The organism is Xanthomonas sp. LMG 12461, from assembly GCF_009192935.1.
Classification (GTDB): Bacteria; Pseudomonadota; Gammaproteobacteria; order Xanthomonadales; family Xanthomonadaceae; genus Xanthomonas_A; species Xanthomonas_A sontii.
In genome coordinates this window covers 1-25,444 of record NZ_NQYT01000034.1, presented here as the reverse complement: position 1 = coordinate 25,444, position 25,444 = coordinate 1, and the positions used below count along the sequence as shown (strand labels likewise).

Genomic DNA, 25,444 nt, shown 5'->3' with positions numbered 1-25,444 from the left:
GCAGGCGGCCCACTGCTGGATGGCGAAGTTCGACGCGACGGCACGACACGCGCGTCGCGGCAAGGAAGGCGCCGGAAACGGCGCGGGCACGGATCTGCGGCAGACAACCGGACGGATCCGAGGCCGCGCGATCAGCGCCGAAGAAAACGGAATTTGACAGCAAACCTTCCATGTCACCCCTTACGTGCGCCGTTCGGCCCACGCCCCTGTTCCTGTTTCTGTTACCAACGCACCGCCATACTCGCGAGAATGTGCCGCAGGGGCATGCTCACGTCAAGCATTTGGCAAAAAAACGTTCAAATGATAAATGCGCCCAAAAAATAGGTGTTTTTCGTCACACTTTCATATCGAGAGTGTCGGAATATCGACTTTGGGACGCAGCCGCGCGGTGAAGTAGCGATCCTTGTAGTACTTGATCTTGTCGCACTTCACCGGATGCGGAATGCCCTCGTACAAGAACACCTCTTGATCGTTGCCCATCGCCTTCAACTCTTGCGGCAGCATCAGCGCCCGCTTCTCCTCCGACACGCTTCGGGTCACATCCTTGCCGCGGGTGACGTTCTTCTTGCGGAAGGTGGTGTAGCCAAGCATCTCGGAGTAGTCGTTGGCATCCTGCTGCTCGCGCGGAGCGTAGAGAATCTGCAGTGCATGATTCGTGATGATGGTCCGCGAGATGTCCTTGCCATAGGTGGCATCGAGCTGCGCCATGCTCTGGATGATCGGCAGAAGGCGAACATTGTAGCCAGCCATATATGACACTGCCGAGGCGATGATGTCGACCTTGCCGATCGCGGTGAACTCGTCCATCAGCAGCAGGCACTGATACTTCAGCGCCGGATTGCTCTTGGGCAACTCCTTGGTGTTGAGGTTGATGATCTGGCTGAAGAACAGGTTGATGATCAGGCGGCTCTCGGCCAGCTTGTTGGGCTGGATGCCGATGTAGATGGTCATCTTCTTCTTGCGCAGGTCGGTCAGCAGGAAGTCGTTGTCGCTGGTGGCCGCATCCAGCACCGGATTGATCCAGGCGTTGAGCGGCTCCTTCAGCGTGCCCATGATCGAGGCGAAGGTCTCGTCCGCCTGCGACAGCAGGTTGGAGAACGCCGACTTGGCGTTGCCGCTGAGGAAGCGCCGCTCCGACAGCGACTTCAGGTACTTCTTCAGGTCGGTGCCATCGCCGGACGACAGACGGTAGATCGCGCCCAGCGTCGGCGTGCCGAGACCGCCGGGGAAGCCGATGTTGCGCTCGTCGTCCCAGTTCTCGAACAGGTAGAGCGAGAACGCCATAAACGCATTGCGCGCCTGGCTGACCCAGAACTTCTGGTCGTCGGAGCCATCCGGATACAACATGGCGGCGATGCTCATCAGGTCCGAGACGCGGAACGCCGGATCGTCGGAGACATAGCTGAGCGGATTCCAGCGATGGGTGCGACGGTCCTCGGCGAACGGATTGAACAGGAACACCTCCTGGCCCTGGCTGGCGCGCCAGCCGCTGGTCAGATCGAAGTTCTCCTGCTTGATGTCCAGGACGACCACCGATTCCTGGTACTCCAGCAGGTTCGGAATGACCACGCCGACGCCCTTGCCCGACCGGGTCGGGGCCGCCAGGATCACGAACTGCTGGCCACTGAGGCGCACCAGCTTGCCGCGGAACTTGCCGACCACGATGCCGTCGCCGCTGGTCTTGAACAGCCCATGCTTGGACAGATCGGCCGCGCCGGCGAAGCGCGCGTCGCCATGCAGACTGCGCTTGGGCGGCTTGAACATCAGCACCAGGATCAGCAGGGCCACCAGGCCGGGCAAGCCGAAGCCGAGGTAGCCGGCCCATTTGATCTTGCCGACGTACGGAGCCACCTCCGGCAAGCCGATGGCGTGAACGTACTGATAGTAGGTGCCAAGCCCGAACATCCGCGTGTCCAGCTTCAGCAGCAGCAGGACCAGGTAGCCGGACAGGAAATAGCCGCAGACGGCCGTGAGCACGACGACGAGCGCCGCCGCAACGAGTTTACGATTCGACAAGCCCTATCCTCCCTGATCCATCCTGGCCGACATTCTAGAGCGAGTTCCGCGCTTTGAGAGGAGTTGCGTCGGTGGTGTGCGCGTCGGGAGGACCTGCAAGCACGGCATCGACCGGAAACGGCGCTTGGCCAGGGAGGTCGGCCCATCACAAGCGCCAGGCCCCAGATGGCGCCTGCGCAAGGCGCGGAACTCCGGCATGTCCTGCGGAGCGATCGCTACCGGCGGGTTTGCGCCCGCCCAGACGTGCAGGCGCGCTAGCGACGCTGCCGCGTGCTCGGCTTGTTCCGCGAAGGCTTCTTTTCCGCGCTGACCGCGTCCCGATCGCGCTCGACCAGGGTGTCCAGGAAGACACGCGCCTCGTCCCAGGACATGTCGTGCGGATCCACCCGCGCACCGCCGTCGGTGGTGACCGTATAGCCCACCACGTTGGCCGGGCTGTAGTCCGGCTCCCGGGTCAACGCCACGAGCTGGTAGCGTCCTTTGACTTGCACCGTATGATGGTATTCCACCATGCGCCTGGCCTCCTCGCCTGATCGTCCGCTCGGATGCTAAAGCAAGCCCGGCCGCGCGGCCAGCATCCGAGCGCACCCGGTGGCGTGAGCGCAGACACAAAAAAGCCGGCGTCTGCCGGCTTTGTCGTTTCCACGTTCGCTTTTTCGCGTCGTGGTGGGCGGTACAGGGTTCGAACCTGTGACCCCTACCATGTCAAGGTAGTGCTCTACCGCTGAGCTAACCGCCCTTCTCTGCCGCGGCGCACCGCTGCAGGGGCGCGAATCTTAGCCCACCTGGCGGACAAGAACAATACCCACCTTCCGATCAGGCACCGCTGCGGCCCGCCTAACCGACCAAACTGGCATCGCGCAGCTTCTTGATCTGGTCGCGCACCCGCGCCGCATCCTCGAACTCCAGGTCGCGCGCGTGCTGGTACATCTCCTGCTCCAGCGCCTTGAGCCGTGCGGCGATCTCCGCTGGCGCCAGCGTCCGGTAGTCGGCCGGCTCTTCCGCGACTCGGCGCGCCTTGCCCTTGCCTTTGCCCTTGCCCGACTTGGCCTCGGTCGCATCCTCGCGCGCGCCCTCCAGGATGTCCACGATCGGGCGCGCCACCGACTTCGGGACGATCCCGTGTTCCAGGTTGTACTCCACCTGCTTCTCGCGGCGGCGCCCGGTTTCGTCGATCGCGGCCTGCATCGAACGCGTCATCTTGTCCGCGTAGAGGATCGCCTTGCCGCGCAGGTTGCGCGCGGCACGACCGATGGTCTGGATCAGCGAGCCGGTGGAGCGCAGGAAGCCTTCCTTGTCGGCATCGAGGATCGCGACCAAAGAGACCTCCGGCATGTCCAGGCCCTCGCGCAGCAGGTTGATGCCCACCAGCACGTCGAACTTGCCCAGGCGCAGGTCGCGGATGATCTCCACGCGCTCCACCGTGTCGATGTCCGAGTGCAGGTAGCGCACCTTCACCCCGTGCTCGCCGAGGTACTCGGTGAGGTTCTCGGCCATGCGCTTGGTCAGCGTGGTGACCAGGACGCGGTCGCCATCGGCCACGCGCAGGTTGATCTCCGACAGCAGATCGTCGACCTGGGTCGCCACCGGCCGGATCTCCACTTCCGGATCGATCAACCCGGTCGGGCGCACCACCAGTTCGGTGATCTCGCCAGCCGATTCGCGCAACTCGTAGGGCCCCGGCGTGGCCGAGACGTAGATGCTGCGCGGCGAGCGCGCCTCCCATTCCTCGAAGCGCAGCGGCCGGTTGTCCAGCGCCGACGGCAGGCGGAAGCCGAATTCCACCAGGGTTTCCTTGCGCGAGCGGTCGCCTTTGTACATCGCGCCGATCTGCGGCACGGTGACGTGCGACTCGTCCACCACCAGCAAGGCGTCCGGCGGCAGGTAGTCGAACAGGGTCGGCGGCGGTTCGCCCGGCGCCTTGCCGGTCAGATGCCGCGAGTAGTTCTCGATGCCGTTGCAGAAGCCGACCTCGGCCATCATTTCCAGGTCGAACTGGGTACGCTGCGCCAGCCGCTGCGCCTCGACCAGCTTGTTCTGCGCATACAGCTGTTCGAGCCGATCCTTCAGCTCCAGCTTGATCGTGTCCACCGCGCTGAGCGTGCGCTCGCGGGTGGTGGCGTAGTGGGTCTTGGGGTAGATCGTGTAGCGCTGCAGCTTGCGCAGCGTCTCGCCTGTCAGCGGATCGAACAGGGTCAGCTGCTCCACGTCGCCGTCGAACAGTTCGATGCGCAAGGCCTCGCTGTCGGATTCGGCCGGGAACACATCGATGACCTCGCCGCGTACGCGGAAACTGCCGCGGTGCAATTCGTACTCGTTGCGGGTGTACTGCAGGTCGGTCAGGTGGCGGATCAACTGGCGCTGCTCCACGTGCTCGCCGATCGACAGGATCAGCCGCAGCGACAGGTAGTCCTCCGGCGCGCCCAGGCCGTAGATCGCCGAGACCGTCGCCACCACCAGCGCATCGCGCCGCGACAGCAGGGTCTTGGTCGCGGCCAGGCGCATCTGCTCGATGTGCTCGTTGATCGAACTGTCCTTCTCGATGAAGGTATCCGAGGACGGCACGTAGGCCTCGGGCTGGTAGTAGTCGTAGTAGCTGACGAAGTACTCGACCGCGTTGTCGGGGAAGAACGCCTTGAATTCGCCGTACAACTGCGCCGCCAGCGTCTTGTTCGGCGCCATCACCAGGGTCGGCTTCTGGATCGCCTGGACCACGTTGGCGATGGTGTAGGTCTTGCCCGACCCGGTCACGCCGAGCAGGGTCTGCTTGGCCAGGCCGGCCTCGAAGCCGGCCACCAGCTTCTCGATCGCCTGCGGCTGGTCGCCGGCCGGCGAATACGGCGATACGAGTTGGAAACGGTCGGACATGCACAAGCCTCAAGGTGAAGAGCGAGGCCGACAGTGTCGGCCGACCCCGCGCCGGGGAGATTTCCTACATGGGAACGCACAACCCCCTCATTCAAGCCCTGCCGCCCGGCCGCGAGACTAGCGACCTCGCACCGGGAGACGACGGACATGCGGAACGCTGCAACCAAAGGCTACACATTGCTCGAGGCCATGATCGTGATGGCGGTGATCTGCCTGCTCGCCGGCATCGGCCTGCCGGCGTTCCGGGAACTGCTGGCGAACCAGCGTTTGACAGCGGCCACGCACCAACTGAGCGCGCACTTCGCCCTGGCACGCAGCAGCGCGATCAGCTTCGGCGTCCCGGTCAGCGCCTGCCCGTCCAACGGGGAAGGCGGCTGCCGCAGCGACAGCGACTGGAGCCACGGCTGGCTGGTGTTCCGCGACCCGGAACGGCAAGGCCAGCCTATCGCGCCGGACAGCATCCTCAGCGAAGGCAGCGCAGCGGGCGCCAGCGACCTGGTTCTGCGCTCGAACCAAGGCCGCCCCTCGGTCCGCTTCCTGCCCGATGGACGCAGCGCCGGCAGCAACCTGACCGTCAACATCTGCGAGCGGGGCCGGTTACGCGCAGCGGTGGTGGTGAACAACACCGGACGCATCCGCACGCGAAAAGCGACCGAACCGATACCCTGCCGGACACCGGAATGACGCGCAAAAGCAAAGGCCGCGATCGCTCGCGGCCTTTGCGGATTTGGCGCCCGAAGTTGGACTCGAACCAACGACCCCCTGATTAACAGTCAAGTGCTCTAACCGGCTGAGCTATTCGGGCGGGGTGCGCATTGTAGCTATGCAACTGCACAAAGATCAACACCCCCAACACGCCCTGCCACATCCTGCTTGCCCCCTGGCCGAGACCGCAGCGGGCAGCGACCCGCCACTCACCAGCAGGACATCGGATCGGTACCCGACACGCTCACGGTGCGCTCGCCCTTCTGGTTCAGATAGAGTGTGCCGCATTGGGTATCGCGCGCCAGCTGGGCGCCCTTGGGCACGGCCCGAAGGCTGTAGGCCTTGGCGCTGACCGAACCATTGAAGGACAGCGTGTAGAAATCGGTCACGCCCTCGCACTGGGTCGGGTCGGGTGCCGATGCGTAGCTCAGATTCGTGGTGTAGTAGCGCTCCATGTCCTGCCCGCGTTCCATCAAACAGGAAGCGGCAGTCGCACGGCGCGCCTTCACGATATGCGCCACATAGCTCGGATACGCGATAGCAGCAAGGATCGCGATCACCGCCACCACGATCATCAGCTCGACCAAAGTGAAGCCATTGCCGCGCCCGGCCACGCCAGGAGGTGCCACCATCCGACGGCGATCATAGGATTCAGTCATTGATCAGCTCTCTCCATTGCACCCGCGTCACCTTACCGGATGACGCGTTGGTCGAGATCGACGCCGTCGAGGCGTTGTCCAGATTGGTGATCATCTTGCTACCGATGAAGGTCGACCCGCTCGATCCCTTGCCGGTGCCGATACCGGAGACCGGAACGCCGTTCAAGGCATCATTGCTGTCGAATACGCCATCGCCGTTCACGTCGAAGAACGACGACGACAGGCGTCCGCCGGTGAAGGGATCGATCACCATCGTGTATCCCTTGCCGCTCGGGCTGCATACATCGCTCGAATCCGGGATGCGCGTGCTGCCTACCAGATAAAGCCCCTGGAAGTAGTTCGCCACCACCATGCGCTCGCCTGTCTCGTAGAAATCCATGTACCAACCGCTGGTGCCGGCACCGGTGGACGACTCGATCGTACGCACATTGTAGCCGTTGAGGGTGGTATCGGACAGGATCCGGATCTGCTTGAGATTGGACGCGCTGATCGTGTTGCCCTTGTCGATCAGACCATACCAAGTCTGCTGGTCGGTATTGGCCAGGTCCGCGCTGGTGAGGTAACGCCCGGTTCCGACGAACACCCAGGTGTCGAGCGTCGTAGGGTTGCGTGCCACCAGCGGCGTGGCAGTGATCGGCTTGCTGTTGCCTGCCACGAAGAGCTGGCCGGCGCTCCAACCGCTAACGGTCTTGCTGAATCGCCACAGGTTGCCCTTCAGATCACCCGCGTACACCTTGTCGACGATGCCACTGCCATCGGAGGACCAGGCATTGACACCGCTCAGACCGTTGTCGCCACCTACCCTGGTGTCCACCGAGGCCACTGTACCGGTGGCGATGTCGATCCGCACCAGTTGCGCGTTCTGCGAGGTACTGTTCGGGCCGTTGCCGAGCAGCACGCTCCAGGAGCCGTCGGCGACCTGGGCGATGACGGGCTGTCCCAGCAAGTTGCCCAGGGCGCCGTCGTTCACTTCCCACAGCAAGCTCGGCGACGCCGGGTTGGTCACGTCAAGCGCGAACACGCTCTTGCCCCCTCGCCCCATCGTACCGACCAGGACGCTCTTCCACGCGCCACCGACGTAGACGTCAGCCGCCGTGAGCAACCCATCGACCGTATAGGCATGGGTGTAGGTCGGAGACGTAAAGCCGGAGGAAGAGAGCTTGGAGATCGCCTCGGTCGGCACGAACGCAAAGAGTTCCACGCCAGTATTGGCGTTGAAGGCATGCAGCATGCCATCGTTTCCGCCAACGTACACCACCGGGGTCCGCCCGGCGTTGCTGGCCGCGAACTGCGGGTACACGCCGGCACCAGAGAAACTCTTGCCGCTGTAGAGCGACGGGTTGGGCGAACCGACGTAGAGCGGCTGCGAATTGACGATGTCGCCAAGCACGGCGAGGCGATTGCGAAAGCTGCCGCCCGCACTCGCTTCCCGGTCGCGCCTGCCGCGGATGTAGTCGACCTGGTCGCTGCTCAGGCTACCCACAGTTCCTGTGAAACTCACCAGGCTGCCATTGCTGGCATACAGCACTTTGCGGCTCGCATATGCGGGCAGCTTGGCGTTGGCGCTCCAGATCGCGGTCTGCGTACCGGCGGCTTCATCGACCTTGTACGCGGTCAGCTCGCCTTTCCACTGATTGGCATTGCCTACGGTGTATTGAGCCTGGTAGAACACCGAACCGGTATCCAGGGCGGTCGCATTCGATCCCAGCGCCGCGGCCGACCCGGTGGCGTCCTTGAGGATCTGCGAGAACGCGTTCCTCAGGCTGGCGACCATGTTTTTGGCGTCGCTGGCCACGTAGAAATTATCCGGTCGCGGATAGGTGCCGCCACTGTCGGGGGACAACGTGTCGCTATTCGTGTGCCACCAGCCCGGCTCTAATCCGGTGGTGGTCGCAGCATACGGGGAAAACCCCGAGGGCACGGCGAAGCCGCCGTACTTGGAAGCGAGCCAGTACATGTTCTTGGAAGGGCCGTACAGGTATTGCGCCTCGCGCACATCTACCCAGTAGGTGCTCACGGTCTGGCTTCCGGTGGTGTTGGTCTTGCCTTGGACGTCCGGACGCATGTCCACCGTGTGCGAATCGTAGGCCAGACCGGCGATGAAGGCCGAGTTGTTTCGGCCAGTCCAGCTATTTGAAATCGTCGTGCTCAGCCCCTCCATGGCCAGCACCTTCTGCGTGCTGGTGATGACGTTCACGCTGGTGTCGGCGGCGACCTCGGGAGGCGTGGGAGGCTCCTCCAAGAGATAAGCGGTATTTCCCGGCAGATTCTTGTCCCGGTGCGTGTTCACGTCGCCAATGCCCAGGATGGCATTAACCTGACAGTTGTAACGGATCGGATCGTCCCAATTGGTGATCACCGGGAAATAGTCCGCCTGGACCTTCGCCGTGCCCAAGTTCGAACTCAACGTGGAATAGGAAGCGACGTTACCCAGGTTCTTGAAGTAGCGGATCGCGGCGTAGTAGAGCTCGCTGACCGGATCGAACGACTTGGCCGGGCTGGTGGTCAATTCCTCGAACTTGTTGAGGTAGTTGATGACGCCGCTGTTGCGGCTGCCGTTGCTGTCGCTGGTGTCGATCTGTGCGCCGCTATGGACATCGCCCACGCCGATTTTGGGGTCTGCCTTGCTGTCCGGGTCCTTGTAGAGCACCCCGGTGGCAGGATCCCACTCCATGCGCGGGTTGCTGTAGCTGTCGATCTCAGGGTAATAGGTATTGGGACCGACGAACTTCATGCGTGCGCGCAAAACGCCGCCATCACGCTTCATGTCCGAATCGTTGAGGTAGCCAAAGATGCTGTAGCGGATCTTGTTGGAATACTCCTGGATCAGCCCTTCCGGCTTGTAGTTGGTGCTGGAGTACTTGGTGCAGTTGGACTCCAGGCCGATGTTCGGATCGCAGACCTTCACCCGCACGAAGACCCGGTACACCTTGGTCGGATCGGGCTTGATGAGCGACGTCGGGTTGTAGTCGATCACGTTATTGGCGTTTGTGCGAAGGTCGCCCGAGCCGGTGAACCACATTTCGCGGCCCAGGCCACTGACCCGGGTCCTGACGCTGGACCAGCCCGACGGCAACGGCGTCAGCGAGGAGACCGCGCTGGAGATCGTGCGGTCGGCGAAGTCACTGTCGCGGTCGTGGCGGGCCTTCTGCAGCACGGTCAGCCCGACCTGGTCGATGATGCGATAGCCACCGGTCAGGGCGGAGCGGAACGGGTCGATGGTCTGAGTGGCCGCCCAGTTCAGGTAGTTGCCGCTCCACGAACCACTGCAGGTATGTCCGCCCGCACTGTTCTTGGATGTCGGCACGAAGTAAGCCATTCCGTTGACGAGGTCGTAGCTGTAGCCGTAGCACTTGACCGGATCGAAGTAGCCCGCATACTCCGAAGCGTTGGTGTAGCTCCCCAGATTGGCCTGACTGATGATGGTCGGATATTCGACCGAAGGCACCAACGTAAGCGCGCCAGGAATGTCTGTCGGCAGCGAGATCGGGCGCGTACCCAGATCGATCGAAGCGCCGTTCCCCGAACACACCGCCGCGAAGACTCCGGTCGCGAACGCCAGCCAACGCGTCCGCCGGCGCTGCACTATTTCGGATCTGGCCACGCCAAGACGCATGCTATCGCCTGGTTTCATATCGCGGGATTCCATCGCGGGAAATGACTTGCTCATTGGACAGTCACGTTCGACTGCAGCACCACCACCGACCGGCCATCGGCCAGCGTGGGATCCTGGCTACGCGCGATCACCCGATACACCGACTGCAGCACGGCGCTGCTGCCGGATCCGTATTGGTTGGAGTTGGCGCTGTAGCCCAGCGACAACTGCTGACGACTCGTGCGTTGGCCCAGGTACTGTACGTAGTATTGCGGCGTCGTCGCACCGATCGACTGGATAGGACTTGCATTGACCCAGCCGGTTCCCGTGTCGGTGTAGGTGCCCGCCGGAGGGATTGGACAGGACGCGCCGCCGCTGCAATCGACCCCGATGCTTCCGCCGGAGGCCACCGCTGTCTTGATCGCTTCCTCGCCCGCCCGTAGCGCCGCTTCCGCGGACTGGAATGCCAGGCTGCGGTCGAGCATGTTCGAGCTCATTTTCTCGCGCAGCGTGACACCACGAATCACCGCCAGACCCACCACGATCATCACCAACATCAGGATCAGCACCACGATCAGCGAGATACCGCGCGGGCGGCGGCCGATGGCGTGCGATCGCGCGATCGCCCTCATAGCGTGCGATTCCTCAGGTTGACCACATACTGGACGGTGCGGTCGAGTTGCTGACCACCGAAACCGGTCTTGTTGCCGCCACGCACGGTCAGCACCAGCTTCGCGGCAATGACGTTGCCCCACGCGGCGTCTGGGGGAGAGGCGGCGCCGATCAAGGATGCGGTCTGGTAGGCAGTGCTCCCCGCGGTCAGGTAGGTGATCTGCATGTCCTGTACCCCCTCGACCATCTCCTCAGCCGCACCATTGTCGATCTTGCGATACAGCGAGCGCCCACCGGCGGCGTTGCTCGCCACGTACCAGCGGATGCCGCGCAGCCGACTCACCACCGAATTGACGCCATAGGAGTAAGCCACCGCACTGTTGGAACAGACCGCCGGCAGCACGCTCAGACTGTTGTTGCTGCAGTTCGCGCTGCTGGCATGGCTTATCACGTTGCCGGTCACGCTGCCAGCCACGAACAACGCCAGCTGGGTGTTGTCGCAGATCATGACCGTGTTGCCAGCGCTCAGGCCACTCGCATCGTCCACGGTGATGTTGGTCGAGCTCTGTGCAGTGGTGACGTTGGCAAGATGGGGATCGAGCGTGAGCACCTGGATGGCGTCGGTCCCGCTCGCGCTTCCGCTCAATGCGCCGTTTTCGTAGCCGACGACGGGAAAGTTCCAATTCGTCCACCAATTGCTGCTGGCGTTGTTGATGACATTGGCCACTGGCAGGGTTCCGTCGCACGGGTTGCCGCCGGCTTCGCGCAGATCGCGTGCCATCAGTTCGAAAGTGGTCTGCATGCCATCCTGGGCCCAGCCCATGCCCTCGACCGTACGGAACACCCGCTGGTTGGACAGGAAGATGCTGATCGCTGCTCCCACCAGCATCAGGCCCAGCACCATCGCAATCATCAACTCGATCAGCGACAGGCCGTGCATGGCAGCAGGGCGGCGCGGGACGGCACTAGTCATAGCCGGGCCACCGTCACCAGCTGGCGGGTGCTGCTGCCGGTGCCTGTGGCCGACCCGGCAGTGGACGTATTCACCGCGCGCCCCCGGCTATCGTCCCACTGCACGGTTACCGTGCAGGTCGAGCTGTTACAGGCGATCGAACCGCATGTCGTGGTATCGGTGGACACGTTGGCGGCGCCGCTGAGCCCGGTCTTCATGCTTTCGAGCCACGCGCGTATGTCCGCGGACGCCAGCGTGCCACCGACCGCGGGCAGGCTACAGGTCATCGCCAGGTTGTAGGCGCCGCTCGTGGCCGCGCTGCGGTTGGCACGCATGGCCTCAAGGATCGAGTAGGTATGGATGACCATCTGGCTGTTCTCGAACGAACTCTGGCCGTTGTTCAACGCGCGTGCCTGCATCGCGGCTATACCGAGCAGGGTCACTCCCAGGATCAGGACGGAGATCAGCACCTCGAGCAGGCTCACGCCTGCCTGCCGCCGGCGGTTTGCCATCGCGCGAACAGTCATGACGGGCATGCTCCGCTACCATTGACACTGCTCACCGCGACCCGGGTGGCGGAGGTCGGCGCTACCGCACGCTGATTCTCCGCAGGGCGGTTTGTCGCGATGCAAGCGATGACCGACACGGCGCTGCTGGTCTTCAGGGTCCCGTTGGCGCCATAGGTGATGCGCGTGACTGGCCCGGTGACACCCAGCGGCGAGCGCGCCTTGTAGGACTGCAATACGCTATCGGCGCTGCCGGTCACGACCAGCCAGCCTTGCCAGGTGGACGCGCTGCCGCAGGTAGCGCCATCGCTGCTGCCGCAGACGCTCACCGGCGCGTTGCGCTTGATCGCCTCGCTGCGGGCGAACTGCAGCGCATAAAGGATGTCGTCAGAAGCCGCCGACAGCCGGTTGCTGTTGATCAGGGAGGTGAACGAAGGGATGGCGATCGCAGACAGCACCGCCAGCACCGCCAGCGTGACCATCAGCTCCACCAAGGTGAATCCCCCGCGACGGTGTGCGCAACCGTCCGGAAGCAAGCCTGCCTCGCCCATTACCCCTTCCCCTCCATTACCCTCGCCACCGTAGATCGTGCGACCGAAGGCCGGCAAACACTTGGCGACAAGCGGCATGATGCGCCGCACGAGTGGCATGATGAAGGACTCGACCTGCTTCTATCACACGATGCCACAGTCAGAACCCTATGCGCCGTCCTTATTGGAGGGACTGCAACAGCCGGCCGTGATCATCGGAATATGGATCACCGGCGAGGCCCTCGCGTGCATCCTTGCGCTGGCACCTGGAAACGCGGGCGAGCGGCTGATTGTATTCGGCATCGCCTCGCTACTGATCCAATGGGTCGCGCTATTCACACTGCTTGCCATGCATCTGGGGCGGCGATGGCTGCAAAGATGGCCCGTCGGCGTGCAGCTCGGCGTCGCGCTGCTGACGATGGTCGCCTCGACAGGGCTGGCGCAGATCTGCTTCATGCTGCTGTTCGGCAGCGTGGCCCCCTACCCCTCCCTGGCCGGCGCCTTGCCAGGGATCCTGAATACGATGGGCATCGCCTTCATCGCCGGGCTGCTAGGCCTGGTGGCAATCCGCAACCATCTGCGTGTCCAGGCGCTGTCGGTGCGCGCCCTGCGCGCCGAGCTGGAGGCACTACAGGCGCGTACGCACCCGCATTTCCTGTTCAACACCCTCAACGTGGGCGCGGCGCTCGTGCACAGGCAGCCCGATGCAACTGAGCGACTGCTGCTCGACCTGGCCGATCTGTTCCGAGCGAGCCTCCAGGGCCAACACGAAATGCCACTTGAGGAAGAAATCGAGCTCGCACGCCGCTACTTGGCGATCGAGCAGTTGCGGCTGGGCCCAAGGCTCGACATGGAGTGGCGCATCGAGCCTGCGCTGCCATCGCTGCGCCTGCCGACGCTCTGCCTGCAAGCGTTGGTGGAGAACGCTATCCGGCATGGTGTGGAACCACGCACCGCAGCCAGCAAGGTGGTCATTGAGATCGCCCGGTACGCCGACGGAGTGCGGATCGCGGTCAGCAACGATACGCTGCCGCGCCAAGTACGGCCGGACAGCCGCGGTCATGGCATCGGGCAGTCCTCGATCCGCAGGAGGATCTCGGACGTGCACCCCTGCTCGCACCTGCACATCGATGATTGCGACGAACGCTATACGGTGACCATCGACATCCCGCTCCAGGCCAAAGTCGCTCCGAGCACACGCCGTTGGCGCCCGCTTCGCATCAAGTGACGACCCGGTAGCAAGGCCGATACTCGCCGGAGATCTTCATGCGGCGCTGTTCGACGAAGGCGCGGAGCAGTTCGTCCAGGGCCTGCATCATGTCCGCATCGCCGTGGATCTCGAACGGGCCATGCTGCTCGATGCGGCGCATGCCGTCTTCCTTGACGTTTCCGGCGACGATGCCGGAGAAGGCGCGGCGCAGGTCCGCGGCCAGCGCATGCGGCGGACGGCCATGGTGCAGATCCAGCGCGGCCATCGCCTCGTGGGTCGGCTCGAACGGACGCTGATACTCCAGCGGGATGTCGACCGACCAGTTGAAGTAGAACGCGTCCTTCTGCTCCTTGCGGTGCGTGCGCACGTGCTGGATGCCGGCAGCCATCTTGCGCGCCACCGCCACCGGATCGCCGACCACGATCTCGTAGCGCGAGGTGGCCACTTCGCCCAGGGTCAGGCGCAGGAAGCGGTCGATCTGCTCGAAATACGGCGCGGCGATGGTCGGGCCGGTGAGGATCAGCGGGAACGGCAGGTCGCGGTTCTCCTCGCGCAGCAGGATGCCGAGCAGATACAGGATCTCCTCGGCGGTGCCGACACCGCCGGGGAACACGATGATGCCGTGGCCGATGCGGACGAAGGCCTCCAGGCGCTTCTCGATGTCCGGCATGATCACCAGGTGGTTGACGATCGGGTTCGGCGACTCGGCGGCGATGATGCCCGGCTCGGTCACGCCGATGTAGCGGTTGTCGTGCTTGCGCTGCTTGGCATGGGCGATGGTGGCGCCCTTCATCGGCCCCTTCATCGCGCCCGGGCCGCAACCGGTGCAGATGTCCAGCCCGCGCAGGCCCAACTCGTACCCGACCTGCTTGGTGTACAGGTACTCGTCGCGCGAGATCGAATGGCCGCCCCAGCACACCACCAGCTTGGGATCGGTCGGCTGCAGGATGCGCGCATTGCGCAACTGGCCGAACACCGCATTGGTGATGCCTTCGCTGGACTGCAGGTCGGTGCTGGATTCGGGGCCCAGCTCGATGGCCATGTAGGCCAGGTCGCGGACCACGGCGAACAGCAGCTCGGCCACGCCATTGATGATCTCGCCGTCGACGAAGGCCATCGCCGGCGCGTTGAGCAGGTCGATGCGCACGCCACGGTCGCGCTGCACCACCTGGATGTCGAAGTCGGGATACAGATCGCGCGCCGCGCGCGGATCGTCCGAGGCGCTGCCGCTGGTCAGCACCGCCAGCGCGCAGCGCCGCAGCAGTTCGTGCAGGCCGCCGCTGGAGGCATCGCGCAGGCGCGCCACTTCCACGCGCGAGAGGATGTCCAGGCCGCCGCGCGGGTAGATCCGCGCATCCACTACCGGCAGCGCGCGCGCCGCCGTATTGCTGGTCGTCATATCGAATGTCTTGTCGGTGTCGTCAGCCGGCGACTTTAACGTCAGCCCCCACAAAAAGAAAACGGCCGGGTCGCCCCGGCCGTTTCCTGTCGCGCTGCACGCCGGCTTAGAACGTGTAGCGCAGGGTCAGCAGCAGCGACCAGCGCTGCGACGGGTTCTGCGTTTCGTTGATGGCCAAATCGGTCGGCGCATAGGTGCCGTTGCGGTTGTAAAGGCTGGTACTGGAGATGTCATAGATGTACTTGCCGTCCGCAGTCACGCCGGCCACGTTGGCCAGGTTGCGCACCAGCGGGAAGTCGGCGCGACGCTCCACGCCCCAGTCCTTATCGATCATGTTCAGCACATTGAACATATCGAGACGGATCTCGCCCTTGTGGCCCTTGGCGAAGCCAGGGATCTCCTGGCTGAAGGACATGTCCAGCTGGTTGACCCACGGCGCGCGCGAGGAATTGCGCTCGGCGACCTGGCCCTTGTAGCGCGCCAGCTCCGGATGCTTGCCGACGTAGTCCCAGAACGAGGAGGACAGCTGCTGCGAGGTCGCGTTGGCCCAGACCACATCGTTCGGACCGGACGGAACATAGGCCAGCGAACGCCCGGAGATGCCCAGGCCCTGCGCGTCGTTGCCGAACACCCAGCTGTACGGCGCGCCGCTGTGACCGTCGTAGAACGCCGACACGCGGGTCGCATAGTCGCCGAAGAACTTATGCTCCCAGCTCAGCTGCGCGATGATGCGGTTGGGGATGGAGTAGTTGGAAATGCCTTCGGCGTCGTCCGACGGGTTGTACCAGGCACGGTTCTGGTAGCTGCTGTAGGCGACACTGGAGGTACCCGGGTTCACTTCAGTGGCGCGGCTGTAGGTGTAGGCCAGCATCGCGCTCCAGGTGCCGTTGAAGGGCTTCTTCAGCGACACGGTGAAGTTGTCCGACTTACCCTTGTCCGTGTTGGTCAGCAGGATAACGTTGCTGAACGAAGCATTCTTGTTCCAGTTTGCGGTATTGCTGCTACCCGGCGCCTGGTTCGGGAAGCGCGCATATGTGTAACGGCCGTCCGGCAGCGTGCCGGTCGGCTTACCCATGTTCAGATCCTGGTACAGGATGCCCTTGTCCACATCCAAGTGCTGGTACTCGGCGGTGAACACCAGGTCCTGCCACGGCAGCTGGTGATCCAGGCCCAAGGTGTACTTGTAGACCGCAGGCAACTTGAAGTTAGGGTCGACCACGTTGACGGTCATGCTGGAGTTGCCCAGGCCCGGCGGGGTCACCGTGCCGCCCGGGACATTTTGGCCCAGCGGATCGGCGCTGAACGCCGGATCGGTCGCCGTTTTGCGCCGGTTGACGTCGTACGTGGTAACCGCCACACCGTTGTTGGAGTACGGGTTGGCCACCCACACCGCCGGGGTGTTGGAAATGAACAGGCCCGCGCCACCACGCAGCTGGGTCGGACGCTCGGTGCCCAGGTCGTAGTTGAACGAGAAACGCGGCTGCAGGACGTTATTGCCGTCGATGGTACCAGTGTTGGCGAAACCGAAACCGCCCACCGCCGCGTTGGGGTTGGCCGGCGTCGCGCGCAGGCCGCACGCGCCGAAGTTGCCGGTGACGCCCGGGTCCGCGGCGAAACACGGGTTGTAGGTCGGCAGCGGATCGACCTTCGGCATGTCGTAGCGCAGGCCGTACTGGATCGACAGACGATCCGTCGCCTGCCAGGTGTCCTGCAGGAACAGGCCGTACTGCTTCATCTTGAAGATGGCAGCGACGTTATCCAGCGAGTAGCCAGCGGCCGGCTGCGACAGGCGATAGCGGCGATAGGTGCCGCTGGCGAAGTCGTTGATCGAGTTGAATTCGTAGGTGCCGTTGTAGCGCTGCAGGAACAGGTTGTAGACCTCGTCCTGCTGATAGTCCACGCCGGCCTTGACCACGTGGTCGCCGAGGAACCAGCTACCGGCGAAGTACGCGTTCCAGCTCTTGACGCTGAGCACGTTGGCCTGGCTGGAATAGTCGGTGCCGAGCAGCACGCTGGTGCCGGTATCGGCGCCGCTGGTGCGCACAGTGATCTCGGGCTGGTAGCCGCCGATCAGCGGCACGCGGTCCTGGGTGAACTTGCTGTAGCCCACCGATGCTTCGGTCGAGAACTTCTCGCTCCAGTCGTCGTAGAAGCTCAGTGCGTAGCTGGTGTTGACCTTGTTCAGCACGTACCAGTTGCTGGACAACTTCAGCTGGGTAGCGCTGCTGGCGGTGATGATCGGCTCATCCTCCTCGGTGCGGCTAAAACGCAGGCTGGCGCGGTGGTAGTCGCTGATGTTCCAGTCGAGCTTGGCCAAGTAGCGCTTGCTCTCGATGTCGGTGCTGGCCGAACCGTCGCCGCCCGGGTTGAGGCCGAGGTTTTGCGCGGTCGTGGTGATCTGCTGCAACTGCGCGGTGGTCAGGCCATTGACCTTGTTGGTGGCGCTGGAATCGGAGGCACCCCAGATCGCGCCCGGGCTGGCCTTCTCGCTCTCCTCGTAGGAGGCGAAGAAGAACAGCTTGTCCTTGAGGATTGGCCCGCCCAGGGTCGCGCCCTTGGTGGTGTCCTTTGAATAGCCGGTCCACTTGGCGTCGGTCTTACCCTTGCCGATCATGTCGTTGGCGTTCTGGTAGACGTAGTAGGCCGAGCCGTGGAAATCGTTGGTGCCGCTCTTGGTGACGGCATTGACCCAGGCGCCCACGCCGCGGCGCGTGGCGACGTCGAAGTTGGCAGTGGAGATGTTGTAGCTCTCGATCGCGTCCTGCGAGATCGGCGTACCCTTGGTCGGCAGGCCGTTGTCGTTCAGACCAAACGGGTCGCCGGCGCTGATTGTGTCGACGGTGATGCTGTTGTAGCGGTTGTTCTGGCCCATCGCCGAGAACGCGCCGCGGTCGCGGTCGGTGACCACGACGCGGGGATCGGAACGCACCACGTTCTGGATCGAGCGATCCGGCATCGGCGTACGATCAAGATCGCCGCGCGACAGGTTGGTCGCCACGCCCTTGTTATCGGGGGTGAATGCCTCGGCGCCGCGAGTGGCGGTGACCTGCATCGACTCCAGGGTGGCGACGTCGCCGGTCAGCTGCGCGTCGACGCTGGCGACCTGGTCCAGGCCCAGATAGATACCTTCCTGGGTCTGGGTGCCCTCGCCCGGCTTGGTGATGGTGACGTTGTACGGACCGCCGACACGCAGGCCGCGTGCGTTATAGCGGCCGCTCGCATCGGTGGTGGCGCGACTAACCGTGCCCGATTCGACATGGGTAATGGTCACTTCGGCGCCCGCGACAGGCTGGCCATTGTGGGTGACCAGGCCGCCGACACCGGCGGAGGTGCTCTGGGCGAACGCCGGCGCCGCGGCCAGCGCCGCAACGAGGCCCAGAGTGAGCTTGGACATCCGCAGACGGGGTTGAATCATTGCAATAGCCTCGATGGAGTTTGACGAAATGCGCATGGCAGGCCGTGCGGGATACGGACGCACGGCCGCGGAATGAGGGGGCTGGTCACCCTTGCCGATTCCCCGCAAGGGTTAACATGAGTTTAACACCATAGGGCCAATTTGTTGCCAAACCGTGACAGCGCGGCACAAGCGGACATCAGAAGACGTCGATCCCAGTCCTGGCGGGCTTCGGCGACAACGCCGGGACAGGCACGGAAGGCCGTACGGGACCGCCGCCGGCCACGTCACCCCTCCCCGTGCCGCCTGAAGGGGCCGCAGCAAGCAGCCTGGCGTGCTCGAAGCGAGGCCCGCCCGGGGCCAGCGCCGTCCCCACGGCGCCCCCGACTCGGCCGCGATGCAACCTCAGCCGGCGACCGGCAGCTTCAGATAGGCGCTGAGCCCGTCCAGGAACATCTGCACCGAGATCGCCACCAGCAGCATGCCCATCAGCCGCTCGACCGCGGTCAGCACGCGCATGCCGAGCAGCTTGTACAGCAGCGTGCCGGAGAACAGCAGGGCCGAGGTCGCCAGCCAGGCCAGGATCAGCGCCAGGCTCCACTCGCCCAGCCGGGTCGGCTCGTTGCTGCCCATCAGCATCACCGCGGCCATGCCGGAGGGGCCGGCGACCAGCGGGATGGCCAGCGGCACGATGAACGGCTCGCCATCGGGAATTTCGCCCATCAGCCCTTCCGGGCGCGGGAAGATCATGCGGATGCCGATCAGGAACAGCACGATGCCACCGGCGATCGCCACCGACTCCTGGCGCAGGTGCATCACTTCCAGGGCGTACTTGCCGCCCCACAGGAAGCCCATCAGCACGCCCAGCGCGATCAGCAGTTCGCGCGCCAGCACGACGCGCTGGCGCCGCGCCGGCAGCGGCTTGAGCACGCTGAGGAACACCGGGATGTTGCCCAGCGGGTCGAGGATCAGGAACAGCAGCAGCGCTGCCGACAGGATGGTCATGCCAGGGGATTCCAGATTGCGCCGCGGTGCGTGGCGCCAGCGGGCGACAGCAGGTCGACGCAGGCGTCGGCGTAGCGCGCCGGATCGACCGCGTCGCGGTCTTCTTGATGGGTGTAGGCGCGGGCGCGCAAGGCGGTGCGCATCGGCCCCGGCTGCAGGCCGGACACGCGCACGCGCGAGGCGGCCAGCTCGCCGTGCAGGCTCGCCAGCAGGCCGCGGCGGCCGTGCTGGGCCGCGCCGTAGCCGCCCCAGTAGGCCTGGCCGACCCGCGCCGGATCGTCCACCGCGAACACGATCGCGGCATCCTCGGCCTGTCGCAGCAACGGCAGGCAGGCCTGGGTCAGCCAGGCCGCGGCGGTCAGGTTGACGTGGATCGCGCGCGCGAACTGGGCCGGATCGGCATGCTCGAACGGGGTCAGCCCGGAGAAGTCGGCGGCGCAGTGCAGCAGCCCGTCCAGGCGGCCGAGCTCGCCCTGCAGGCGCTCGGCCAGGGTCGCGTAGTCCGGCGGAGTGGCGCCGAGCAGGTCCAGCGGGTACAGCAGCGGCGCGGCGCCGACCGCGGCGATCGCGTCGTAGACGCGGTTCAAGCGTGCCGGCTTGTGCCCGAGCAGGACCACGGTGGCCCCCGCCTGGGCGCAGGCCAGCGCCGCAGCGCTGCCGAGCCCGCCGGCGGCGCCGCTGACCAGGACCACCCGCTGCGCCAGCGCGCCGGCCTGCGGCGACGCAGGCGCACTCACGACTGGTAGGCCTCGGTCACGATGCGCTGCAACTCGCCGGACTCGAACAGCTCCATGGTGATGTCGCAGCCACCGATCAGCTCGCCATGGATGAACAGCTGCGGGAACGTCGGCCAGTTCGAGTAGCGCGGCAGATTGGCACGGATCTCCGGCTCGTCGAGCACGTTGACGGTGTGCAGGCGGTCGGCGCCGGCGGCCAGCAACGCCTGCAACGCGCGGCTGGAAAAGCCGCACATCGGGTACTGCGGCGTGCCCTTCATGAACAACACGATGGGATGGCGTTCGACGTCGGCCTGGATGCGCTCCATCACCTGCATGCGGGTTCTCTCCTGCTGGGGCGAAAGAACGACCTTGGCGGTCGGCTAGACTCTCGCGTAGCCGCATAGTGTAAGCCCTGCGCGCGGCAGTACCGCGACGCGCGCCCGAAACCGCCAGAGGATCCATGCCCATCGAACTCGCTCCCCTGCCCTACGCCGCCGCGGCGCTGGCCCCGCACCTGTCCGCCGCCGCGGTGGAACAGCACCACGGCCAGCACCAGCGCGCGTTGGTGGAACGGCTCAATGCGCGGCTCGTCGGCAGCGACCTGGCCGAGCTGGCGCTGCCGGACCTGCTGCGGCGCGCGCAGGGCCGGCTGTTCCAGGAAGCGGCCGAGGTCTGGAATCACGAGTTCTACTGGCGCGGCCTGCGCCCGCGCGGCGGCGGCGAACCGGGCGGCGCGCTCGGCGAGCGCCTGACCAGGAGTTTCGGCGACGTGGCGCGGTTCAAGGCCGAGTTCGAGCGCATGGCCCTGGCGCTGTTCGGTTCGGGCTGGGTGTGGCTGGTGCAGCGTCCCGACGGCAACCTGGCCGTGGTCAGCACCGCCAACGCCGGCACCCCGCTGACCGGCGACGACACGCCGTTGCTCGGCTGCGACGTCTGGGAACACGCTTACTACATCGACCATCCCGGCGACCGCGCGCGCTATCTGCAGGCGTTCTGGAAACTGGTCAATTGGGAGTTCGCAGCGTCCAATCTGCGTTGAGCCGGGATTGGAGATTCGGGATTTGGGATTCGCAGTTGCCTGGCCCAGGCGTCGCCTGGGCCGCGTGCTGCAGACTCAGCGCTCGCCGCGCAGGGCGGCGATCACCGGGGCGACCTGGGCCTCGCGCTGCAGTTGCGCGCCCACGGTCTGCAGGGCCAGCGCCAGCGCCTCCGGCGTGTCCTCGCGCAGGGTGGCGTGGCCGACCTTGCGGCCTTCGCGCGGCTGCTTGCCATAGTCGTGCCAATGCCCGCCGGGCTGCGCCAGGACCGGTGCGGCGTCGGGCATCGCGCCGATCCAGTTGAGCATGCAGGCATGGCCACGCATGCGCGTGGAGCCCAGCGGCAGCCCCAGCACCGCGCGCAGGTGGTTCTCGAACTGCGAGGTCTCCGCGCCTTCGATGGTCCAGTGGCCGGAGTTGTGCACGCGCGGGGCCATCTCGTTGGCCAGCAATTCGCCGTCGCGGCAGAACAGTTCCAGCGCGAACACACCGACGTACTGCAGGCGTTCGGCCAGGGCACGCGCATGCGCCACCGCCGCCTGCTCCAGCGTGGCATCGGCCTGCGCCGGCGCCAGGCTGGCCGACAGCACGCCGTGCACATGCCAGTTCTCGGTCAGCGGCCAGGTGCGGAACTCGCCGTCGCGGCCGCGCACCGCCACCACGCTGACCTCGCGCTGGAACGGCACGAACGCCTCGGCGATCAGGCCGACGCTGGCCGCCTGCGCGCCCAGCGCCGCCCAGGCCGCATCGGCGTCGGCGGCGGAGGCGATGCGGAACTGGCCCTTGCCGTCGTAGCCGAGCCGGCGGGTCTTGAGGATGCACGGCGTGCCGACCTGCGCCAGCGCCGCGTCCAGATCGGCGCGGGTGTTGATCGCGGCGAACGCCGGCACCGGGATGCCGAGCTCGCGGAACAAGGTCTTCTCGGCCAGGCGATCCTGCGCCACGGCCAGCGCATCCGGGCTCGGGAACACCGGCACCTGCCCGGCCAGGGCGGCGGCGCTATCCGCGGGCACGTTCTCGAAATCGAAGGTCGCCACGTCGACCGCGTCCGCGAACGCGGCCAGCGCGGCTCGGTCGGCATAGTCGCCGACCCGCAGCGGCGCGACCTGTCCGGCGCAGGCATCGGCTGCCGGATCCAGCAGCGCGAAGCGCAGGCCCAGCGGCACGCCGGCCACCGCCATCATCCGTGCCAGCTGCCCCGCCCCCAGAATGCCGACGGTGGTCATTGGCGCGGATCGTCCTTGGCCATCACGTCGTCGGTCTGGCGCTGACGGAACTCGCCCAGCGCGGCACCGATCTCAGCGTGGTCGTGGGCCAGCATCGCCGCGGCAAACAGCGCGGCGTTGGCCGCGCCGGCATTGCCGATCGCGAAGGTGGCCACCGGGATGCCCGCCGGCATCTGCACGATCGACAGCAGCGAGTCCATGCCGTTGAGCGCCTTGGACTGCACCGGCACGCCCAGCACCGGAACCGCGGTCTTGGCCGCGAGCATGCCCGGCAGGTGCGCGGCGCCGCCGGCGCCGGCCACGATCGCGCGCAGGCCGCGCCCAGCCGCCTGCTCGGCATAGGAGAACAACACATCCGGCGTGCGGTGCGCCGACACCACCTTCACTTCATAGGGCACACCCAGCGCATCGAGTTTCTGCGCCGCATGCTGCATGGTCTCCCAGTCGGAGCGGGAACCCATCACGATGCCGACGAGCGGCGCGGTTTGCTTGGAGGTCATGGCCGTCCCCTGCCTTAAAGACGTATTCTAGCCGTCTTCCACGCAAGACGAAGACCGGATGGACCGCAAACTGCTCGACCTGCTGTGCTCGCCCGACACCCGCCAACCGCTGGCGCTGCTGGAGGCGCGCGGCCTGGAGGCGCTGAACCGCGCCATCGCCGCCGGCGGCGTGCAGCGCGCCGACGGCAGTGCGCAGGCGCAACCGCTGCGCGAAGCCCTGATCACCCGCGACCGCAAGCAGGTGTTCCGCGTCGACGACGGCATTCCGGTGCTGCTGGCCGAAGAGGCCATCGGCACCGCCCAGCTCGCCGATTTCCCGGCCAAATGAGCCGCGACATGGCGCCGCCGCAGGCGCCCGCCGCGGAGCTGATCGCCGCCGATGTCGCGCGTGCGCTGGCCGAGGATCTCGGCAGCGGCGACGTCACCGCCGCGCTGCTGCCCGACCGCGCCGACAGCGCCTACCTGCTGTGCAAGCAAGACGCGGTGATCGCCGGCCGCCCCTGGTTCGACGCCTGCCACCAGGCGCTGGATCCGCAGGTCCGCATCGACTGGCATGTGAGCGAAGGCCAGCGCGTGGCCGCCGGCACGGTGCTGGCGTTGCTGCACGGGCGCAGTCGCGCCCTGGTCAGCGCCGAGCGCGCCTCGCTGAACTTCCTGCAGACCCTGTCGGCCACCGCCACCGCCACCGCCGCCTACGTGGCCGCGGTCGCCGGCACCGGCGCGCGCATCCTGGACACGCGCAAGACCCTGCCCGGCCTGCGCCTGGCGCAGAAGTACGCGGTGCGCTGCGGCGGCGGCAGCAACCACCGCATCGGCCTGTACGACACGGTGATGCTCAAGGAGAACCACATCCACGCCGCCGGTTCGCTGCCTGCGGCGGTGGCCGCCGCGCGCGCGCAATGGCCGGTGCTGCCGCTGGTGGTCGAGGTGGAAACTCTGGAGCAACTGCGCGAAGCGCTGGAAGCCGGCTGCGATCGCATCCTGATCGACGACTTCACTGCGGAACAGCGCCGCGACGCGGTGGCGATCGCCGCGGCCGCACCGTTCAATCGCGCGATTCCGCTGGAAGTCTCCGGCGGCGTCGACCTGGAGGCGGTGCGCGCGATCGCGCAGGACGGCGTCGACTGCATCTCCATCGGCGCACTCACCAAGCATGTGCAGGCCGTGGATCTGTCGCTGAAACTCGGAACGCCGCCGCAGTAGGCGGCCAGATCGCGCGACGAGGCGACCGCGCGCCCTTTCCACACCCGCGGCGAATGCGGATACATCCCATGCGTGCATGTCCGCACGCATGGCCCAGTCGCGACGTTGATCGTTTCCACCCCGCTGGGTGAGTCCCACCACCCCAAGGGCAAATCGCGAAGTGCCTGATCCGCCGGCAAACGCGCCAGCCAGCACGGGGCGATCTGCCCGGATCGCGCCGCACGCCCTACACTTCACGGCCTCGCCGACGCCGCTCTGCGACGCTGCGCGCTTCCCCGTCCCCACCGAGTTCGCCGATGTTCCGCCCCTGGTTCGCGCTGCTGTGTGTCGCCGCCCTGTTTCCCGCCGGCCGCGCCGCGGCCGCGGAAGTCTGCGATCTGCCGCCGCGCTTCGGCCTGACCCCGGCGGCGGTGGCGATCGTGCGCACCGCCTGCAACGAGCACCGGCTGTGGTGGCGCCCGTTCATCGATCGCGACGGCCGCCTGGCTGGCCTGCGCGTCACCGAGGCCGAGCGCGCCGACCTTGCCGACGACGGCATCGAAGCCTGGCAGCGCGTAGCCACCTACTGGCGCGACAGCGGCACGCTGGGCGCAATGGGCCGCTTCGACGGTGCCGAGAGTTGCCAGCAGCTGGACGGGTCGCGCTACCGCGAGAACGACTGCCGCGCCTTCATCGTCGACAACCCGTGGTCGGCAGCCTTCGTGTCGTACGTGATGGTGCGCGCCGGCGTGGCCGGCTTCCACACCTCGATCCGGCATATCGACTACATCCGCGCCGCCTACCAGGCCGGCGCCGACGGCCTGCCCTATCGCTTTGCCGACCCGCAGCAGGAAAAGCCTGCCCCCGGCGATCTGCTGTGCTTCCTGCGCGGACGCCGGCAGCCGGTCGGCACCGCCGGCCTGCGCGAGGCGCTGGCGCGCGGCCGCCCGCTGCCGTGGGAATCGCATTGCGACATCGTGGTCGCGGCCAATGTCGGCGGCGACCAGACCCTGTACCTGATCGGCGGCAACGTGTTCAACGCGGTGACCATGCGCAAGCTCAAGCTGGACCGCAGCGGGCGCCTGCAACTGGATGCGCCGCTGGCGCAGGACCAGAACGACGAAGGCGCCGCGCTCGAATGCACGCCCGGCCACGAGGAACTGTGCGACTTCAATCGCCAGGACTGGTCCGCCCTGCTGAAGCTGCAACCGCAGGCGCAGGTGCTGCTGTCGCCCGCCCCGATCGATCCCGCCGCCGCGCCGATGACGACGCCCGTCGCGCCCGCGGCCAGTGCGGTCCCCGGCACGCCCGCCGCCCCGCCGGCACCGC

Annotated in this window: 23 protein-coding genes and 2 tRNA genes; 7 read left to right on the top strand and 18 right to left on the bottom strand. The window is 65.9% G+C overall.

Going from position 1 to position 25,444, the window contains the following annotated elements; genetic code table 11:
- Positions 1-19: 19 nt before the first annotated feature.
- The gene (locus tag CEK68_RS20970) at positions 20-157 is read left to right on the top strand and encodes a hypothetical protein (RefSeq protein ID WP_157835126.1); all 138 of its coding nucleotides are present in this window, start codon (positions 20-22) and stop codon (positions 155-157) included.
- Between the two features lie 185 nt (positions 158-342).
- Here the strand turns inward: CEK68_RS20970 and CEK68_RS09300 are convergent, their stop codons facing one another.
- From CEK68_RS09300 to uvrB, 4 genes are all read right to left on the bottom strand, one after another.
- The gene (locus CEK68_RS09300) at positions 343-2,016 is read right to left on the bottom strand and encodes a type IV secretory system conjugative DNA transfer family protein (protein ID WP_150409464.1); all 1,674 of its coding nucleotides are present in this window, start codon (positions 2,014-2,016) and stop codon (positions 343-345) included.
- A gap of 254 nt (positions 2,017-2,270) precedes the next feature.
- Positions 2,271-2,528 carry a hypothetical protein gene (locus CEK68_RS09295; RefSeq protein WP_017907229.1) on the bottom strand — a complete coding sequence of 86 codons (258 nt, stop codon included), beginning with the start codon at positions 2,526-2,528 and terminating at the stop codon, positions 2,271-2,273.
- 152 nt (positions 2,529-2,680) lie between these two features.
- Positions 2,681-2,755 (bottom strand) — tRNA-Val (locus CEK68_RS09290).
- A gap of 98 nt (positions 2,756-2,853) precedes the next feature.
- Positions 2,854-4,884, bottom strand: a complete 2,031-nt coding sequence (gene uvrB, locus CEK68_RS09285) for an excinuclease ABC subunit UvrB (RefSeq protein WP_152239212.1) — start codon at positions 4,882-4,884, stop codon at positions 2,854-2,856.
- A 147-nt stretch (positions 4,885-5,031) separates the two neighbouring features.
- Here uvrB and CEK68_RS09280 point away from each other — a divergent pair, with 147 nt between their 5' ends.
- Positions 5,032-5,568 carry a Tfp pilus assembly protein FimT/FimU gene (locus CEK68_RS09280; protein WP_152239211.1) on the top strand — a complete coding sequence of 179 codons (537 nt, stop codon included), beginning with the start codon at positions 5,032-5,034 and terminating at the stop codon, positions 5,566-5,568.
- Between the two features lie 44 nt (positions 5,569-5,612).
- Here the strand turns inward: CEK68_RS09280 and CEK68_RS09275 are convergent.
- The 7 genes from CEK68_RS09275 to CEK68_RS09245 form a co-directional block, all read right to left on the bottom strand.
- Positions 5,613-5,689, bottom strand: a tRNA-Asn gene (locus tag CEK68_RS09275).
- 109 nt (positions 5,690-5,798) lie between these two features.
- On the bottom strand, positions 5,799-6,248 hold the full coding sequence (locus CEK68_RS09270) for a type IV pilin protein (RefSeq protein WP_304951737.1): 450 nt from the start codon (positions 6,246-6,248) through the stop codon (positions 5,799-5,801).
- A complete protein-coding gene (locus tag CEK68_RS09265) occupies positions 6,241-9,918 on the bottom strand; it encodes a PilC/PilY family type IV pilus protein (RefSeq protein WP_226977823.1) in 3,678 nt (1,225 codons plus the stop codon). The genes CEK68_RS09270 and CEK68_RS09265 overlap by 8 nt, the downstream gene beginning before the upstream one ends.
- Positions 9,915-10,475 (bottom strand): PilX N-terminal domain-containing pilus assembly protein, encoded by a 561-nt coding sequence (locus CEK68_RS09260; RefSeq protein ID WP_152182735.1) that lies wholly within the window; start codon positions 10,473-10,475, stop codon positions 9,915-9,917. The genes CEK68_RS09265 and CEK68_RS09260 overlap by 4 nt, the downstream gene beginning before the upstream one ends.
- Complete coding sequence (locus CEK68_RS09255; protein WP_152239210.1) at positions 10,472-11,428, bottom strand: PilW family protein; 957 nt, start codon at positions 11,426-11,428, stop codon at positions 10,472-10,474. The genes CEK68_RS09260 and CEK68_RS09255 overlap by 4 nt, the downstream gene beginning before the upstream one ends.
- Positions 11,425-11,919, bottom strand: a complete 495-nt coding sequence (gene pilV / locus CEK68_RS09250; RefSeq protein ID WP_320745552.1) for a type IV pilus modification protein PilV — start codon at positions 11,917-11,919, stop codon at positions 11,425-11,427. The genes CEK68_RS09255 and pilV overlap by 4 nt, the downstream gene beginning before the upstream one ends.
- 11 nt (positions 11,920-11,930) lie before the next feature.
- Positions 11,931-12,563 (bottom strand): GspH/FimT family pseudopilin, encoded by a 633-nt coding sequence (locus CEK68_RS09245; RefSeq protein ID WP_152182733.1) that lies wholly within the window; start codon positions 12,561-12,563, stop codon positions 11,931-11,933.
- 1 nt (position 12,564) lies between these two features.
- Between CEK68_RS09245 and CEK68_RS09240 the strand changes: the two genes are divergently transcribed.
- Entirely contained in the window at positions 12,565-13,671 is a 1,107-nt protein-coding gene (locus CEK68_RS09240; RefSeq protein WP_193314145.1) for a histidine kinase, read from the top strand.
- On the opposite strand, the gene ppnN is transcribed toward CEK68_RS09240, so the two are convergent.
- From ppnN to grxD, 5 genes are all read right to left on the bottom strand, one after another.
- Entirely contained in the window at positions 13,664-15,052 is a 1,389-nt protein-coding gene (gene ppnN / locus CEK68_RS09235; protein WP_152182731.1) for a nucleotide 5'-monophosphate nucleosidase PpnN, read from the bottom strand. The genes CEK68_RS09240 and ppnN overlap by 8 nt on opposite strands.
- A 106-nt stretch (positions 15,053-15,158) precedes the next feature.
- On the bottom strand, positions 15,159-18,446 hold the full coding sequence (locus tag CEK68_RS09230; protein ID WP_017911247.1) for a TonB-dependent receptor: 3,288 nt from the start codon (positions 18,444-18,446) through the stop codon (positions 15,159-15,161).
- Positions 18,447-18,851: 405 nt separating this feature from the next.
- The gene (locus CEK68_RS09225) at positions 18,852-19,451 is read right to left on the bottom strand and encodes a MarC family protein (RefSeq protein WP_017907241.1); all 600 of its coding nucleotides are present in this window, start codon (positions 19,449-19,451) and stop codon (positions 18,852-18,854) included.
- On the bottom strand, positions 19,448-20,188 hold the full coding sequence (locus tag CEK68_RS09220; RefSeq protein ID WP_152235957.1) for an SDR family NAD(P)-dependent oxidoreductase: 741 nt from the start codon (positions 20,186-20,188) through the stop codon (positions 19,448-19,450). The genes CEK68_RS09225 and CEK68_RS09220 overlap by 4 nt, the downstream gene beginning before the upstream one ends.
- A complete protein-coding gene (grxD, locus tag CEK68_RS09215; protein ID WP_010342114.1) occupies positions 20,185-20,505 on the bottom strand; it encodes a Grx4 family monothiol glutaredoxin in 321 nt (106 codons plus the stop codon). Before grxD ends, CEK68_RS09220 begins: the two co-directional genes overlap by 4 nt.
- Before the next feature lie 125 nt (positions 20,506-20,630).
- Here grxD and CEK68_RS09210 point away from each other — a divergent pair, with 125 nt between their 5' ends.
- Entirely contained in the window at positions 20,631-21,209 is a 579-nt protein-coding gene (locus CEK68_RS09210; RefSeq protein WP_148829294.1) for a Fe-Mn family superoxide dismutase, read from the top strand.
- Positions 21,210-21,284: 75 nt separating this feature from the next.
- Here CEK68_RS09210 and CEK68_RS09205 read toward each other — a convergent pair whose 3' ends face one another.
- Together CEK68_RS09205 and purE are read right to left on the bottom strand one after the other, a co-directional pair.
- The gene (locus CEK68_RS09205; protein WP_152239208.1) at positions 21,285-22,433 is read right to left on the bottom strand and encodes a 5-(carboxyamino)imidazole ribonucleotide synthase; all 1,149 of its coding nucleotides are present in this window, start codon (positions 22,431-22,433) and stop codon (positions 21,285-21,287) included.
- Complete coding sequence (gene purE, locus CEK68_RS09200) at positions 22,430-22,933, bottom strand: 5-(carboxyamino)imidazole ribonucleotide mutase (protein WP_017909417.1); 504 nt, start codon at positions 22,931-22,933, stop codon at positions 22,430-22,432. The genes CEK68_RS09205 and purE overlap by 4 nt, the downstream gene beginning before the upstream one ends.
- 58 nt (positions 22,934-22,991) lie before the next feature.
- Here purE and CEK68_RS09195 point away from each other — a divergent pair, with 58 nt between their 5' ends.
- The 3 genes from CEK68_RS09195 to CEK68_RS09185 all read left to right on the top strand — a co-directional run.
- A complete protein-coding gene (locus CEK68_RS09195; protein ID WP_010342118.1) occupies positions 22,992-23,261 on the top strand; it encodes a Trm112 family protein in 270 nt (89 codons plus the stop codon).
- Positions 23,258-24,136 carry a carboxylating nicotinate-nucleotide diphosphorylase gene (gene nadC / locus CEK68_RS09190; protein ID WP_152239207.1) on the top strand — a complete coding sequence of 293 codons (879 nt, stop codon included), beginning with the start codon at positions 23,258-23,260 and terminating at the stop codon, positions 24,134-24,136. Before CEK68_RS09195 ends, nadC begins: the two co-directional genes overlap by 4 nt.
- A gap of 296 nt (positions 24,137-24,432) precedes the next feature.
- A partial coding sequence (locus CEK68_RS09185) for a DUF2272 domain-containing protein (RefSeq protein WP_152239206.1) occupies positions 24,433-25,444 on the top strand: 1,012 nt, incomplete at its 3' end.

Coding starts and splice junctions, on each gene's coding strand:
- CEK68_RS20970 (WP_157835126.1), top strand. CDS start 20: ATGGCGAAGTTCGACGCGACGGCACGACACGCGCGTCGCGGCAAGGAA.
- CEK68_RS09295 (WP_017907229.1), bottom strand. CDS start 2,528: ATGGTGGAATACCATCATACGGTGCAAGTCAAAGGACGCTACCAGCTC.
- uvrB (WP_152239212.1), bottom strand. CDS start 4,884: ATGTCCGACCGTTTCCAACTCGTATCGCCGTATTCGCCGGCCGGCGAC.
- CEK68_RS09280 (WP_152239211.1), top strand. CDS start 5,032: ATGCGGAACGCTGCAACCAAAGGCTACACATTGCTCGAGGCCATGATC.
- CEK68_RS09270 (WP_304951737.1), bottom strand. CDS start 6,248: ATGACTGAATCCTATGATCGCCGTCGGATGGTGGCACCTCCTGGCGTG.
- CEK68_RS09265 (WP_226977823.1), bottom strand. CDS start 9,918: ATGAGCAAGTCATTTCCCGCGATGGAATCCCGCGATATGAAACCAGGC.
- CEK68_RS09260 (WP_152182735.1), bottom strand. CDS start 10,475: ATGAGGGCGATCGCGCGATCGCACGCCATCGGCCGCCGCCCGCGCGGT.
- CEK68_RS09255 (WP_152239210.1), bottom strand. CDS start 11,428: ATGACTAGTGCCGTCCCGCGCCGCCCTGCTGCCATGCACGGCCTGTCG.
- pilV (WP_320745552.1), bottom strand. CDS start 11,919: ATGGCAAACCGCCGGCGGCAGGCAGGCGTGAGCCTGCTCGAGGTGCTG.
- CEK68_RS09245 (WP_152182733.1), bottom strand. CDS start 12,563: ATGCCACTCGTGCGGCGCATCATGCCGCTTGTCGCCAAGTGTTTGCCG.
- CEK68_RS09240 (WP_193314145.1), top strand. CDS start 12,565: ATGAAGGACTCGACCTGCTTCTATCACACGATGCCACAGTCAGAACCC.
- ppnN (WP_152182731.1), bottom strand. CDS start 15,052: ATGACGACCAGCAATACGGCGGCGCGCGCGCTGCCGGTAGTGGATGCG.
- CEK68_RS09230 (WP_017911247.1), bottom strand. CDS start 18,446: ATGTCCAAGCTCACTCTGGGCCTCGTTGCGGCGCTGGCCGCGGCGCCG.
- CEK68_RS09225 (WP_017907241.1), bottom strand. CDS start 19,451: ATGACCATCCTGTCGGCAGCGCTGCTGCTGTTCCTGATCCTCGACCCG.
- grxD (WP_010342114.1), bottom strand. CDS start 20,505: ATGCAGGTGATGGAGCGCATCCAGGCCGACGTCGAACGCCATCCCATC.
- CEK68_RS09210 (WP_148829294.1), top strand. CDS start 20,631: ATGCCCATCGAACTCGCTCCCCTGCCCTACGCCGCCGCGGCGCTGGCC.
- CEK68_RS09205 (WP_152239208.1), bottom strand. CDS start 22,433: ATGACCACCGTCGGCATTCTGGGGGCGGGGCAGCTGGCACGGATGATG.
- purE (WP_017909417.1), bottom strand. CDS start 22,933: ATGACCTCCAAGCAAACCGCGCCGCTCGTCGGCATCGTGATGGGTTCC.
- CEK68_RS09195 (WP_010342118.1), top strand. CDS start 22,992: ATGGACCGCAAACTGCTCGACCTGCTGTGCTCGCCCGACACCCGCCAA.
- nadC (WP_152239207.1), top strand. CDS start 23,258: ATGAGCCGCGACATGGCGCCGCCGCAGGCGCCCGCCGCGGAGCTGATC.